Origin of the sequence: Mycolicibacterium doricum, assembly GCF_010728155.1 — a bacterium.
GTDB classification, from domain to species: Bacteria; Actinomycetota; Actinomycetes; order Mycobacteriales; family Mycobacteriaceae; genus Mycobacterium; species Mycobacterium doricum.
Genome location: NZ_AP022605.1, coordinates 2212664 through 2226560 on the forward strand (window position 1 = coordinate 2212664; position 13897 = coordinate 2226560).

At 66.5% G+C, this 13897-nt stretch carries 14 protein-coding genes and 1 tRNA gene; 5 read left to right on the top strand and 10 right to left on the bottom strand.

Annotated elements, in window-relative coordinates; translation table 11 throughout:
* Positions 1 to 35: 35 nt before the first annotated feature.
* The gene (locus G6N07_RS10875) at positions 36 to 1247 is read right to left on the bottom strand and encodes a branched-chain amino acid ABC transporter substrate-binding protein (protein WP_085187862.1); all 1212 of its coding nucleotides are present in this window, start codon (positions 1245 to 1247) and stop codon (positions 36 to 38) included.
* 155 nt (positions 1248 to 1402) lie between these two features.
* A complete protein-coding gene (locus tag G6N07_RS10880) occupies positions 1403 to 2026 on the bottom strand; it encodes a two-component system response regulator PdtaR (protein WP_099050111.1) in 624 nt (207 codons plus the stop codon).
* A 70-nt stretch (positions 2027 to 2096) separates the two neighbouring features.
* On the opposite strand from G6N07_RS10880, the gene G6N07_RS10885 reads away from it, so the two are divergent.
* The 3 genes from G6N07_RS10885 to G6N07_RS10895 all read left to right on the top strand — a co-directional run bounded on the left by G6N07_RS10885 (position 2097) and on the right by G6N07_RS10895 (position 4688).
* Positions 2097 to 2170 (top strand) — tRNA-Leu (locus G6N07_RS10885).
* A 262-nt stretch (positions 2171 to 2432) separates the two neighbouring features.
* Positions 2433 to 3272 carry an SDR family oxidoreductase gene (locus G6N07_RS10890; RefSeq protein WP_085187966.1) on the top strand — a complete coding sequence of 280 codons (840 nt, stop codon included), beginning with the start codon at positions 2433 to 2435 and terminating at the stop codon, positions 3270 to 3272.
* A 129-nt stretch (positions 3273 to 3401) separates the two neighbouring features.
* Positions 3402 to 4688 carry an adenylate/guanylate cyclase domain-containing protein gene (locus tag G6N07_RS10895; protein WP_235849523.1) on the top strand — a complete coding sequence of 429 codons (1287 nt, stop codon included), beginning with the start codon at positions 3402 to 3404 and terminating at the stop codon, positions 4686 to 4688.
* Here the strand turns inward: G6N07_RS10895 and G6N07_RS10900 are convergent.
* The 6 genes from G6N07_RS10900 to G6N07_RS10925 all read right to left on the bottom strand — a co-directional run bounded on the left by G6N07_RS10900 (position 4654) and on the right by G6N07_RS10925 (position 9943).
* Positions 4654 to 6246 carry a phytoene desaturase family protein gene (locus G6N07_RS10900; RefSeq protein WP_085187964.1) on the bottom strand — a complete coding sequence of 531 codons (1593 nt, stop codon included), beginning with the start codon at positions 6244 to 6246 and terminating at the stop codon, positions 4654 to 4656. The two genes, G6N07_RS10895 and G6N07_RS10900, sit on opposite strands and share 35 nt — an antisense overlap.
* Positions 6227 to 6679 (bottom strand): SRPBCC family protein, encoded by a 453-nt coding sequence (locus G6N07_RS10905; RefSeq protein ID WP_085187853.1) that lies wholly within the window; start codon positions 6677 to 6679, stop codon positions 6227 to 6229. The genes G6N07_RS10900 and G6N07_RS10905 overlap by 20 nt, the downstream gene beginning before the upstream one ends.
* Positions 6680 to 6707: 28 nt before the next feature.
* Positions 6708 to 7196 carry a Dps family protein gene (locus tag G6N07_RS10910; RefSeq protein WP_085187850.1) on the bottom strand — a complete coding sequence of 163 codons (489 nt, stop codon included), beginning with the start codon at positions 7194 to 7196 and terminating at the stop codon, positions 6708 to 6710.
* Between the two features lie 112 nt (positions 7197 to 7308).
* Complete coding sequence (locus G6N07_RS10915; protein WP_085187962.1) at positions 7309 to 8061, bottom strand: amino acid ABC transporter ATP-binding protein; 753 nt, start codon at positions 8059 to 8061, stop codon at positions 7309 to 7311.
* Between the two features lie 5 nt (positions 8062 to 8066).
* Positions 8067 to 8990 carry an amino acid ABC transporter permease gene (locus tag G6N07_RS10920; RefSeq protein ID WP_085187847.1) on the bottom strand — a complete coding sequence of 308 codons (924 nt, stop codon included), beginning with the start codon at positions 8988 to 8990 and terminating at the stop codon, positions 8067 to 8069.
* Positions 8991 to 9007: 17 nt separating this feature from the next.
* The gene (locus tag G6N07_RS10925) at positions 9008 to 9943 is read right to left on the bottom strand and encodes an ABC transporter substrate-binding protein (protein ID WP_085187959.1); all 936 of its coding nucleotides are present in this window, start codon (positions 9941 to 9943) and stop codon (positions 9008 to 9010) included.
* A gap of 149 nt (positions 9944 to 10092) precedes the next feature.
* Here G6N07_RS10925 and G6N07_RS10930 point away from each other — a divergent pair, with 149 nt between their 5' ends.
* Both G6N07_RS10930 and G6N07_RS10935 read left to right on the top strand, forming a co-directional pair.
* Positions 10093 to 10677, top strand: coding sequence for an HdeD family acid-resistance protein (locus G6N07_RS10930; protein WP_085187844.1), 585 nt, complete (start codon positions 10093 to 10095; stop codon positions 10675 to 10677).
* A 304-nt stretch (positions 10678 to 10981) separates the two neighbouring features.
* Entirely contained in the window at positions 10982 to 11587 is a 606-nt protein-coding gene (locus G6N07_RS10935) for a DUF4190 domain-containing protein (protein ID WP_085187841.1), read from the top strand.
* Here the strand turns inward: G6N07_RS10935 and G6N07_RS10940 are convergent.
* Together G6N07_RS10940 and pyk are read right to left on the bottom strand one after the other, a co-directional pair.
* A complete protein-coding gene (locus tag G6N07_RS10940) occupies positions 11584 to 12447 on the bottom strand; it encodes an acyl-CoA thioesterase II (RefSeq protein ID WP_085187839.1) in 864 nt (287 codons plus the stop codon). The genes G6N07_RS10935 and G6N07_RS10940 overlap by 4 nt on opposite strands.
* Positions 12448 to 12457: 10 nt before the next feature.
* Complete coding sequence (gene pyk, locus G6N07_RS10945) at positions 12458 to 13876, bottom strand: pyruvate kinase (RefSeq protein WP_085187836.1); 1419 nt, start codon at positions 13874 to 13876, stop codon at positions 12458 to 12460.
* Positions 13877 to 13897: the final 21 nt, after the last annotated feature.

Sequence of the window (13897 nt, forward strand, 5' to 3'; positions counted from 1 at the left end):
GAGGCAGCCGGTTCGGACGTGTCTCGTCTAGTCGATCACTGGACCTTGTACATCCAGATCAGCGTGCTGGTGAGCTCACCCTGCGGTGTCCATTGGTAGTTGCGGGCCACGCCCTGGCCGTTGTAGTTGCGCACGTAGTCCAGCAGCGCCTGACGCGTGATGGCCCCGGAGTCGATTCCCTTGACCAGGATGGTGCCGAGGTCGTAGCCCTCGGTGCTGTAGGTGCCGGGCTCCTGGCCGAACTTCTGGCTGTACTCCTCGGCGAAGCCGCCGGTGGCCGGGCCGCACGGGCAGGACAGCAGGGCGTCCTTGGACGCCTCACCGGCCTGCTTGACGAACTCGGGGTCCTTCGTGCCGTCGGCGCTGACGAAGATGCCCTCGAATCCGCCGTCCCTAAGCTGCTGCACGAACGGCGCCGCCTCGGCGTAGTAACCGCTGAAGAACACCGATCGTGGGCTCGCACCCTTGACCTGGGTGACGGCGGCCGAGAAATCCTTGTCGCCCTTCTTCACCGAGATGTTGCACGCCGGATCAGCGACGGGTCCGAGCGTCTCGCGCACGGCCTGGGCGAGGCCCAGACCGTAGTCGGTGCTGTCGTCGACGACGCAGACCTTCTGATGGCCGAGCGTGTTCTTCAGATAGTTGGCGACCGACGGACCCTGCACACCGTCGTTGGCGAGGCCGCGGAAGAAGGTCCGCCACCCCTTCTCCGACAGCGTGACGTTGGTGGCCGAGGCGGTCGCCGCGACCAGGCCGGCCTGATTGAACACGTCGCCGGTCGCGTTCGTCTCACCCGAGAACGCCGGGCCAACAAGGCCGATCGTGTACTGGTCGTCGACGATTTGCGGTGCGATCGCGCTGGCCTTCTGCGGGTCCCCTTCCGTGTCGAACGTCTTGAGCTGGACCTGGCAGCCCGGGTTGGCGGAGTTGTGCTTGTCGACGGCCAGTTGCACGCCGTTCTTGATGTTGATGCCCAGGGCCGCATCCGGTCCGTTGAGGGCGCCGGCCATCGCGATGGACAGCGGCGGACAGGTCGCCTTGCCGTCACCGGCCGGATCCACCGGGACGGCTCCCTCAGTAGCCTTGACCTCCGCGCCGTTCTCGTCGATCTGGACCTGCTCGACGATCTTCAGGTTCGTCTGCGCCGCTTCTTCTTCCGGTGTCGACTGACTGCAGCCCCCAAGGGCGAGCGCCAACAGCCCCGCGCTACCGAGAGCGAATGCGTTCCGTGCCACGCGACCGCGCACGTTTTCACCTCCTGGTCGATGTTCTCAATTGGCATCGACTCCCATGGCCGGAGGGCCTGGGCGATGACGCTTGCGGTAGAACATAGCCAACACCTGGCGATGGTGCGTGTTGTGGAAAACGCGCGGCGCGTCCGCGGGGGCGGAATTCGGCTTCGCTAGCCGGCCGACGGCTCACTCTTCGGGCTGTCCAACGTCTCGAGCACGACCTCGGCCACCCGCTTCATGGTGGTTCTGCGGTCCATTGCCGCACGCTGAATCCACTTGAAGGCTTCCGGTTCGGTCATCCCCTGGTTCACCTGCAGCAGACCCTTCGCCCTCTCGACGAGCTTGCGCGTCTCGAGCCGATCCGAGAGCGTCGCGACCTCTTCCTCGAGGGCGTGGATCTCGCTGAAGCGGCTGACGGCCACCTCGATGGCCGGGATCAGGTCGTTGACGTTGAACGGTTTGACGAGATAGGCCATCGCCCCCGCGTCGCGGGCCTTCTCGACGAGGTCACGCTGGCTGAAGGCGGTCAGGATGACGATCGGGGCGATCCGCTTGCTCGCGATCTCCGACGCGGCGTCGATACCGTCGCGACGCGGCATCTTCACGTCCATGATGACCAGGTCGGGGTTGAGCGCCTCAGCCAGTTCCACGGCCTCCTGCCCGTCACCGGCCTCACCGACGATCTCGTAACCCTCGTCGCGCAGCATCTCGGCAAGGTCCATCCGGATGAGCGCCTCGTCTTCGGCGATGAGCACGCGATGCGGAGTCGGCGCGTCGGTCGGTGAGCCGGTCATGGATGTCATTGTGGCGGTAACCCGGGCGATCAGCGACCTCGGGGCCATCCTCTATGGTGGAACACCGCACGCCCTCGTATCCCAACTGGCAGAGGAAACGGATTCAAAACCCGTCCAGTGTGAGTTCGAATCTCACCGAGGGCACTCAAACTGTGTTCGGGCCGGCCCACAGGGCCGAACGGGCCGAAACTCGCACTCAGCGGCTGGACCGACAGCGGTGCTGGGTGCTGTTGGAGCTCCTGGCGCGCCGTGGATAGAGTCCCGATGTGCTCGGTTCATGACGTTCCTCGATGATCCTGCGGAACTCGCGGTAGGGGTGCATCACGCTGCAATGTGCCGACGACACCGTTTGCCGATGGTCACACCGGATACCCACGGCCCACACGTACGAGTGACAGGAGTGGACATGGGTTTTCCCGAGCAACAGCAGCAGGTCCCCGGGATACAGGGCGAGATGACGCCGGTTCCGGACTGCGGTGAGGACAGTTACCGCGGGTCGGGCCGGATGACCGGCAAGCGCGCGATCATCACCGGCGGGGACAGCGGTATCGGCCGCGCGGTCGCGATCGCCTATGCGCGTGAGGGCGCCGACGTCCTGATCGCCTACCTCAACGAGGATTCCGACGCTCAGGAGGTCGCTGCCCTGGTCGAGGGCGCCGGACGAAAATGCGTGCTGGTAAAGGGCGACCTGTCCGATCCGGCGCACTGCCGTGCCGTCGTCGACCGCGCCGTCCAGGAGTTCGGCGGGATCGACGTATTGGTCAGCAACGCGGCGTACCAGATGACGCACGAAAGCCTCGACGAGATCAGTGACGAGGAGTGGGATTACACGTTCCGGCTCAATGTCGGGGCTTACTTCACGCTGGCCAAGGCGGCGATGCCGCACATGCCGGCGGGGTCGTCGATCATCGGGAGCTCGTCGGTGAACTCGGACATGCCCTCACCGACGCTGGCACCGTACGCGGCGACCAAAGCCGCGATAGCGAACTTCTCGGCGAGTCTCGCGCAGCTGCTCGGCGCGAAGGGCATCCGGGTCAACAGCGTGGCGCCGGGACCGATCTGGACACCGCTGATTCCGGCGACGATGCCGGAGGAGAAGGTGAAGTCCTTCGGCGACGACACACCGCTGGGGCGGGCCGGACAACCGGCGGAACTCGCCCCGGTCTATGTACTCCTGGCCTCCGACGACGGCAGTTACATCTCGGGAGCCCGCATCGCCGTGACGGGCGGACGCCCGATCCTTTAGCCGCACGCTGCGCCATCAGGGAACCTCCCACGGCCGCGCACCGACGGGCGCACGAATGTCGGCCGAGCAACGGTCTCCCGGGGATACGCTGCCTCAATGGTCGCTCGCGACGCACCGCGCACCGTCTGTATGCCCGAGGTCGCATTGCACAACCGCATGCCCGCACGCACTGAGCACTACGCCGAGGCGGTGATCCGCAGACTGCGCGTGCTGACCATCGCCACCTGGATCGCCGCCGCCGTCTCAGCCATGTTCGGGACACTCCAGATCGCTCTCGGAGGCCCCGGTTGGTGGATCGGTGTGCTGAACCTCGTCTTCGCCATCCCCTTCCTGGGGATTCCGCTGCTCTACCGCTTCGGCGAATTGATTGCGCCGCTGGTCTTCTTCCTCTTCGCCTATCTGTCGGTCACGTTCATCTGCTACTCCGTCGGAACCAGTGCCGGCCTGCAGTTCTACTACCTCGTGGCCGCATCGCTGGTGGTGCTCGTGCTCGGTATCGAGCGCATCGCGATTTCCGCGGTGATCGTGACGCTCGGCCTCGTCGCATGTATCGCCATGGAGTTGGCGGTGCCGGAGGACCGCGGACTGTGGCCGTCATGGATGTTGACGGTCGGCTTCGTGCTGTCCGCCGTGTCGGCCACCCTGATGGTGTTCGCCACTGTCTGGTACGCGTTGCGGGAGACCGAGCGCGCCGAACGCGCGATGGAGGCCGAGTACCAGCGGTCGGAAAAGCTGCTCGCCAACATCTTGCCCGCCTCGGTCGCCGAGCGTCTCAAAGATCCCGCCCATGCGATCATCGCCGACGGGTACGACGACGCTTCGGTCCTGTTCGCCGACATCGCCGGCTACACCGAACGGGCCAGCAACACCTCGCCCACTGATCTCGTGCGTTTCCTCGACCGGCTCTACACCGACCTAGATGCGCTGGTCGACCGCCACGGTCTGGAGAAGGTCAAGAGCAGCGGTGACAGCTACATGGTGGTCAGCGGGGTGCCGCGGCCGCGGCCGGACCACGCCGAAGCGCTCGCCTGCCTGGCGCTCGACATGGCCCAGGCGGTCGCCGATCTGAAGGATCCGCTGGGCCGCGCGGTGCCGCTGCGCATCGGACTGGCGTCCGGACCGGTGGTCGCCGGTGTGGTCGGCGCACGCAAGTTCTTCTACGACGTCTGGGGCGACGCCGTCAACGTGGCCTCCCGCATGGAGACAACCGACGAAGAAGGTCGGATCCAGGTGCCGCACAACCTCTACGAACGCATCCGGCATTCGTTCATCCTCGAGGAGCGCGGCGACGTCGAGGTCAAGGGCAAGGGTGTGATCCACACCTGGTACCTGGTCGGCCGCCGCGACGACAGCGCCGTTCGCGAGGCGGTCGAACTCCCCGCTAGCGGACGAACAGTGACATCACCAGCTGGTTGATCTTGCGCCGCGGCCAGCCGGTCAGCCCGTCGCTCGCCAGCGCGGCCGTGGCCGCGTTGCGCCCGCAGACTCCGTGCACCCCGCCGCCGGGGTGGGCGCCGGCGCTGCCCAGGAACAGTCCTTCGATCGGTGTCTCGGCACGCCCGAAGCCCGGGGTGGGCCGGAAGATGAGCTGTTGCTGCAACTGGGCGGTGCCGCCGTTGACGGCGCCGCCCACGAGGTTCGCGTCCGAGGCCGTGAGCTCCGACGGACGCTGAATGAACTTACCGACGATCTGATCGGCGAACCCGGGCGCATGCTCCTCGAGCACCCGGTCCACCGCCTGAGACAGTTGATCAGCCGAGGCGTCGTCGATGACGTCACGTGGCAGATGCGTGTATGCCCAAGCGCTTTCGGTGCCCTGGGGTGAGCGCGTCGGATCGGCGGTGGTCATCTGCCCGAACAGGATGAACGGATGCTGGGGAACCGTCCGGGTGTTGAGGTCAGCCATCCACCGGACCAGCCCGTCGGCGTCGGCACCGAGATGCACCGTCCCGACGTCGTCGAGGTTCTTCGACCGCCACGGGATCGGGGCGTCCAGGGCGTAGTTGATCTTCAAGACCGGGGTGTCCCAGGTGAAGTGCTCGAGATCTGCCAGCACGCGGGGCGGTACGGCCGACGACGGCAGCAACTCGCGGTACAGGGCAGGCGCCGACACGTCGGCCACCACTGCGCGACGCGCGGAGACCGTTCGGCCGTCGGCGGTGCGTACGCCCACAGCCCGCCCGCCGCGCACGTCGATCCCGGTGACCTGCCGGCCGCAACGGATGTCCGCACCGGCAGACCGCGCCCGGTTGACCAGAGCCGCCGCGAGTTGTCCGGCGCCGCCAACCGGAACCGGCCATCCCCCGTCCTGCGCCATCATGATCAGCATGAAGCCCATGACGCCGCTGCCCGGCGCGTCCACCGGGACGTCGGCGTGCAGCGCGTTGCCGAGAAGCAGCAAACGGGCGGCATCCCCGGCGAACAGTCGGCGGGCCATCTCGCCGACCGGCAGCGTCAGCAGATGCACCAGGCGCAGCGTTTCGGCGGTGCCCAATGTCCTCACCAGTCCGGCCGCGCCCCGCACGGGAGGGAAGGGGGCGAAGAGGCTCCTCAACAGCGGATCTTTCACCCGCTCCCAGAGGTCGAACAGCCGCATCCAGTTGTCACCGTCCGCCGGGTGGCTGCGCGCTAGCCCCTCAGCGGTGCGGGCGATGTCGCGGTATATGACCGGCGCCTGGTCGTCGGTTGCCGAGCGCGGATGCCCGACGACGGCCGGCGCGTGTGTCCACTGCAAACCGTGGTCTTCCAAGTGGAGGCCGGCCAGCACAGGTGACGCGACGGATAGCGGATAGAAGGCGCTGTAGAGGTCGCTGGTGTAGCCGGGGATACGTTCTGCGCTGCTCACCGCGCCGCCGGGTTCCGGTTGCGCCTCGAGCACCACGACGTCCCACCCGGCGTCGGCCATCAGTGCAGCGGCGACCAGACCGTTGTGGCCGGCGCCGATGACGACGGCGTCAGCTGCCGTCGACGTCACGGTCGTCACGACGCTCGGCGAGGAAGGCCAGCCGCCTCAGCGTTTCGTTGTTGCGCGGCCACACCGCGACATCGGCGAGGCGCTCCGGCATGAACTTGCCGATCCCACTGACCGGGAACTCCTGCATGGAAACTCGGCATCCGTTGGGAATGTCGGTCAGGTCCAGGATGATCCGAGCTCCGCCGAACGGCCTGCCCTTGGCGTGCAGCACCAGCCGCGCCGGCGGTGTGGCCTCTTCTACGACGGTTTCGTCGTCGAGCAGCACAGGCCACACGCCGATGGAGTGGTGGATGGTGGAGCCGGGCGCGGGCCAGTCGGGGTCCACGGCCCGCATCCGGCTGTTACCCACCACCCACTGCGAGTACGTCCAGCCGTCGGCGATCACCTCCCACACCCGCTGGCGCGAGGCTGCGATATCTCGGGTCACAGTCACGCCCGGGGGGTACCCGCCGCGGCCGTGTTTAGACCTTCCGGTTCTCCGACTTGATGATCCAGGCCAGCTTCTCCAAGCCGTCGATCAGCTGATGCAGGAGGTCGGCGGTGCTCGGATCCTCGGCGTCAACGGCGTCGTGCACACTTCGAATGGTGTCAACCGTGGCGTTGATCCGCACGGTGATCAGATCGACAACGTCGCCGGTGCTGCGCTCGTAGGCCGGGAATTCGGGCAGCGTCGTCGTTGCCGCGACGGTGTCGGAGCGGCCGTCCGGTACCGCGTCGAGTGCGCGCATCCGCTCGGCGATCGTGTCGCTACCTTCACGGGCGAAGTCGACGAGCTCGTCCAGTTGCAGATGCAGGTCGCGGAAGTTGGTACCGACAACGTTCCAGTGCGCTTGCTTGCCCTGAAGATGAAGCTCGATCAGGTCGACCAGGACACGCTGCAGGTTGGCAGCGAACTGCGGTGAGGCGGTGAAACCCTGTACTTCTGCTTCGGTGCGACGTGTTGTGTTCATGTCTGTATCAACGGCCCCTCATTTGGAATAACTCCAGGTTTATGGCATGAGTTGCCTCACACAGGCCCGCACGCCCACCACATCGGGGTCGCGGGATCCACCGCTGCGGCATCTACATCACCTTGGACAGAAAGGCTTTCGTGCGTTCCTGCTGCGGGCTGGCCATCATCTCACGCGGATTCCCCGACTCGACGATCACACCGCCGTCCATGAACACCAGCTTGTCGGCGACCTCGCGGGCGAACCCCATCTCGTGGGTGACCACCAGCATCGTCATGCCCTCCGACGCGAGCTTCTTCATCACCGCGAGCACGTCACCCACCAGTTCCGGGTCGAGGGCCGACGTCGGCTCGTCGAACAACATCAGCTTCGGGTTCATCGCCAGGGCCCGCGCGATCGCCACCCGCTGTTGCTGTCCTCCCGACAGCTGCGCGGGATAGGCGGTGGCCTTGTCCGCCATCCCCACCAGCTCGAGCAGCTCCTTCGCGCGATCCACGGCGTCGTGCTTCTTGACCCCCTTGACGTGCACCGGCGCCTCGACGATGTTGTCCAGCGCGGTACGGTGCGGGAAAAGGTTGAAGTGCTGGAACACCATGCCCACGTCACGTCGCTGTCTGGCCGCCTCGCCCGGCTTGAGCTCGTGCAGTTTGCCGCCCTTCTCGCGGTAGCCCACGAGGTCGCCGTCGACATACAGACGGCCCGCATTGACGCGCTCCAGGTGGTTGATGCAGCGCAGGAACGTCGACTTGCCCGACCCCGACGGCCCGACGATGCACAGCACCTCGCCGCGCTCGACTTCGAGCGTCACACCCCTGAGCACCTGTAGGGCGCCGAAGCTCTTACAGACGCTCTCTGCTTTGACCATCGGCGTCACGGGTGTTCACCGAATCTTTGCGCCTGCGCGAGCGCCTCGAGTTGCTTGGTGGTCAGCTTGCGAGACGCACCGCGGGAGAAGTAGCGCTCGAGGTAGTACTGGCCCACCATGAGCACGCTGGTGATCGCGAGGTACCAGGTGGCGGCGACCATGAGCAGCGGGATGGGCTGGAAGATGACCCCGGCGATGTCGCGGGCGCGGCCGTAGAGCTCCAGGCTGTACGGCACCGCTGTGACCAGCGACGTGGTCTTGAGCATGCTGATGACCTCGTTGCCGGTGGGCGGGATGATCACGCGCATCGCCTGCGGCAGCACGGTCCGCCGCATCGTCATCGCCCACGACATCCCCAGCGCCGTGGAGGCCTCGGACTGCCCTTCCGGCACCGAACTGATGCCCGCCCGGATGATCTCGGCCATATAGGCGGCTTCGTTGAGGCCCAGGCCGATGATCGCCAACGTGAAGCTGATCGACAGTCCCTGGAGGCTGAACTCGAAGAACGACGGCCCGAACGGCACGCCGACCCGAATGTTCTGGTACAGCGTCGGGAACAGCCCCCAGAAGACCAACTGCACGTACACCGGAGTGCCGCGGAAGATCCACAGATATACCCAGGAAACCGACTTGAACACCGGGTTCGGCGAGAGCCGCATCACGGCCAGGACCACCCCGAGCACCAGGGCGAGCACCATGGCGAAGATGGTCAGCTGCAGGGTGTTCCAGGCCGCCTCCGAGATCCGTTGGTCGAACAGGTATTTCGCGTAGGTGGACCACCCGTAGGCCTCGTTCGTCGCGGCCCCGTACAGGAACAGGCCGACCAGGATGACGATGACAACCGCCGCCACCCACCGCCACGGATGTCGCAGTGGTACCGCATCGATGGGCGCCGGGTCGGCGCGGGGCGACGAATCGACATCGGGCATCGGGTTCGGTGGCTCCGCTAGCTGATCGCGCCGTTGATCGCCGGCTTGTCGATCATCCCGTCCTCCACGCCCCAGTTCTGCGCGATCTGCTCGTAGGCGCCGGATTCGATGAGGTGCTCGAGTGCCTGCTGCAGCGACTGCGCCAGCGGTGAGCCCTTGGCGACGGGCCACCCGTAGGGCGCCGCGTCGAAGATGTCCCCTGCCGTCTCGAGCTTGCCGTTGCTCTGCTTGACCGCGTAGGCGGTGACCGGCGAGTCCGCCGACATCGCATCGGCCTGCCCCAGCACCACGGCGTTGGCCACCGAGTCCTGCTCGTCGAACTTGACGATCTGAATGGCCGGCTTGCCGGCATCGGTGCAGGCCTTGCTCTTGGCCGGGAGTTCCTCGGTCTCCTCGATGGTCGTCGACTGCACGGCGACCCGCTTGCCGCAGGCGTTCGCAGGATCGATGTCACCGCCGGCCTGCTGCGCCCACTGGATACCGGCCGAGAAGTACGTCACGAAGTCCACCGACTCCTCGCGTTCCTTGGTGTCGGTGAACGACGACATCCCGACGTCGTAGGTGCCGCCCTGGATGGACGGGATGATCTTCTCGAAGTCCGACTCGCGATAGTCGGCAGTGACGCCGAGCGTGGAGGCGATCGCGTTCATCAGGTCGACGTCGAAGCCGACGATCTTGCCGCTGGGATCCTTGAACTCGTTCGGGGCGTACGGCACGTTGACACCGACGATGAGTGAACCGCGGTCCTTGATGGGCTGCGGCAGGGTGTTGGCGATCTCGTCGACCTTCTCAGCGGTCGCCGCCGTCGTCTCCTCCGCGGGACCGCTGGTATCAGTGTTCTGCGCACATCCCGACAATGCCATCGCGCCGCTGACAGCAAAGATCGCTGCGATGCGCCACATCTTCCCCGTACGGATCTGGCATCGTGACACTGTTGCCTCTTTCTCTTGCATCGAGCCGTTCCAGGTCTCCAAACCGACGACGTTAACCATCGGGGCCGCAGCACGCACATGCGGTAACGGAACATTAACGACGTGGCAACGCGCAGCGGCTTACCGCCAAATCGTCAGCCTGGTGCCCGTGGCTGTGTCACACTGCGCGCATGCAAACTACCGCTGCGCCAAGCATGTTGCGGCATCTGTGGATTTTCACCGTGGTCTCTGGCCTGCTGGCGGTGCTGCTGGGCGTCCTCATCTTCATCCGCCCGGGCGCGGCCATCCTCGTGACGGCGATCTTCTTCGGTGCCTACCTACTCCTGACCGGTGTCGCGCAAATCGTTCTCGCCTTCAGCGTGCGGTCGTCGTTCGGTGTCCGCGCGCTGCTGTTCGTCAGCGGTGCCGCCGCCCTGGCGCTGGCCGTGCTGTGCTTCATCAACCTGTCCAACTCGATCGACCTGCTGGCGATCTGGATCGGTGTGGGCTTCATCTTCCGCGGCGTCGCCACCGCGATGTCGGCGTTCAGCGACCAGTCGCTGCCAGGCCGCATCTGGGAGATCATCGTCGGTGTCATCAGCGTCATCGCCGGCATCATCATGTTCGTGGCGCCGCTGGAGGGTCTGGTCGCCCTCACCCAGGTGACCGGCGTCATCCTCGTCGTCATCGGCGTCGTGGAGGTCATCGCGGGCGTCCGGATCCGCCGGGAGTCTGCCGCAGTCGCCACCTCGCCGCGCGGCGAGAAGGTGACGTAACCCACCGTCTACCCCTTCATCCTCGTTCCGCGGCGATGCTGGCCCTCAACCTCGCCGCCGAACTACGGGTGAGCGGCCGGCTGGACGGGATCGTCGCCGAAGCTCAACGCGGGGCAACGCGACTGCGGTGAGGTCGCCGACCGTGCATCTCGACGCGGACCAGCGCGACTGCTCACCGAACTGCTCACTCCTAGCTGGGTTTTCCCAGCCGACGCACGGTCGTGGTGGCCACGCACCGCCTGTCCCGCGACGACGTCGCCTGTCTACGCCGCAATCTGGCCCACAGCAGGTAACGTCAGCACACATGACCGAGCCGGACAAGCCCGAACAGTCCCCGTCGGCGCCGCCGCCCCCACCACCGCCCGACCCGGCGCAGCAACATCCGTACCCGCAGCAGCAGCCCTATGGGCAGCAGCAGCCGCCGTATCCGCCGCAACAGCCTTACCAGCCGTACCAGTACGGCGCCTACCCCGGCAGCTACCCCCCACCGCCGCAGGGCCCGTACGGCGGTTACCCGGGTGGCTACCCGATGCAGACCGCGCCGAAGAACGGCCTCGGCATCGCTTCGCTGATCGTGGCCATTATCGGTCTGCTCTCGGTGTTCGGCGGAATCCTGCTCGGCGTCGTCGCGGTGATCCTGGGCGTCCTCGGCCGCGGCCGGGCCAAACGCGGTGAGGCCACCAACGGTGGCGTGGCGGTGGCCGGCATCGTGCTCGGCGTCCTGGGCATCATCGTCTCGATCGCCGCGATCGTGCTGACCGTGCAGTTCGCCAACGAGGTGGGCGCCGGTGACCTGTTCGACTGCCTGCAGGAGGCCGGCAACGACGTCGAGGCTCAGCAGCAGTGCCAGGAACAATTCCAGCAGAACATCGAGGAGCAGTTCAGCGTCACGGTGACGCCCCCGCCTTAGCGACCCGGGAAGTACTTCACGACCGCGTCCGACGCGACTGTCGCCAACAGGGCGCCGGACCGGTCGAAGAAGTGGCCGGTGCCCAGGCCGCGTGATTCGGCGGCCGCCGGAGACGAGGTCGAGTACAGCACCCATTCGTCGAACCGCACCGGCCGGTGAAACCACACCGAGTGGTTCATCGTCGCGGCGAAGATGCGGTCGAACCCCCACGACAGTCCATGGGTGGTGATGATGGAGTCCAGCACCGTGGTGTCCGATGAGTAGACCAGCGCGGCGCAGTGCAGCACCGGATCGTCGGGCATTGTGCCTTCGGTCTTGAGCCACACCCGGTTGTGGTGGAGGCTTTCGCCCTTGTCACGCATCACCCATGCCGGATCGTTGGTGTAGCGCCAGTCAATCGGCCGCAGCGCGTTCACGAAGTGCGGCACGGTCTCCTCGTAGCCGTGCAGCAGCTCATCGATCCTCGGCAGCTCGTCCGGCCCCGGGACATCGGGAGGTTCGACGCCGTGTTCGAGGCCGCGGCCGCCGTTCATGTACGACACCATCGCTGTGGTCAACAGGTCGTCGCCCTGGCAGACGTCGACCCGGCGGTTGGCGAACCGCCGTTCGTCGCGCAGCCGCACCACCCGAAATTCGAGGTCGCTGCCCGGGTTACCGCCGGCGATGAAATGCACCGACAGCGCGCTGGGTGAGATCCGGTCATCGACGGTGCGACTGGCCGCCACGAAGGCCTGTGCCATCAGCTGGCCGCCGAACGTGCGGACCGGGTTCTTGCTCGGGTGGGAACCGGCGAACAGGTCGTCGCCGATGCGCCGGAGGTCAAGTATGCCGAGTAGCTCCTGGAAGTCGGAGCTTGACACTGGCCCTCCTCTAGACGTCGTCCTCCCCGATCCGATGCACGTGGATCAGGTTCGTGGAGCCTACTGTGCCCGGCGGTGCCCCCGCGACGATGACCACCAGATCGCCCCGCTTGTATCGGCCGAGTTCGAGCAGCGACTTGTCCACCTGACGGATCATGCCGTCGGTGGTGCCGATCTGCGGCACGATGAACGTCTCGGTGCCCCAGGTCAATGCCAACTGGCTGCGCACCTCGGGCAGCGCGGTAAACGCGAGCACCGGCAGCGGCGTGTGCAGCCGTGCGAGACGCCGCACCGTGTCGCCGGACTGGGTGAATGCCACCAGCGCCTTGGCGTCCAACCGCTCCCCGATGTCGCGGGCGGCGTAGGAGATCACGCCGCGCTTGGTGCGGGGCACATGGGTCAGCGGCGGAACGACCACCGAGTTCTCCTCGACGGCGGTGATGATGCGCGCCATCGTGCGCACCGCCTCGAACGGGTATTTGCCGACCGACGTCTCACCCGAGAGCATGACGGCGTCGGCCCCGTCGAGCACCGCGTTCGCGACGTCGGACGCCTCGGCGCGGGTGGGCCTGGAGTTCTCGATCATCGACTCGAGCATCTGGGTCGCGACGATCACGGGTTTCGCGTTCTCGCGGGCCATCTGGATCGCCCGCTTCTGCACCAGCGGAACCTCTTCGAGCGGCAGTTCGACGCCCAGATCACCTCGGGCGACCATGATCGCGTCGAACGCCAGCACGATCGCCTCGAGGTTGTCGATCGCCTCGGGCTTCTCGAGTTTGGCGATGACCGGCACCCGCCGTCCGACGCGGTCCATCACCTCGTGCACGAGCTCGACGTCGGCCGGGGAACGCACGAACGACAACGCGACGAGGTCGACCCCGAGGCGCACCGCGAACTCGAGGTCCTCGATGTCCTTCTCCGACAGCGCCGGCGCCGAGACGTTCATCCCGGGCAGCGACATGCCCTTGTTGTTGCTGACCCGGCCGCCCTCGGTGACCTCGCAGACGACGTCGTTGCCCTCGATCGTCTTGACCACCAGCGCGACGTTGCCGTCGTCGACCAGGACGCGGTCGCCGGGTGTGGCGTCCTCGGCCAACCGCTTGTAGGTCGTCGACACGCGGTCGTGGGTGCCCTCGACGTCGTCGACCGTAATGCGGATGGTCTCCCCGTCGTCCCACACCGTGGGGCCGTCGGAGAATCGGCCCAGCCGGATCTTGGGGCCCTGCAGGTCGGCGAGGATGCCGACCGCATGTCCGGTGTGGTCGGAGGCCGCGCGGACACGTTTGTAGTTGGCTTCGTGATCGGGGTAGTCGCCGTGGCTGAAATTCAGCCGCGCGACATCCATCCCGGCCTCGACCAGCTTCCGGACGGCCTCGTCGGACGCGGTGGCCGGACCGAGGGTACAGACGATCTTCGCGCGTCTATCCACGTTGACTCATCGTAGTCGTTG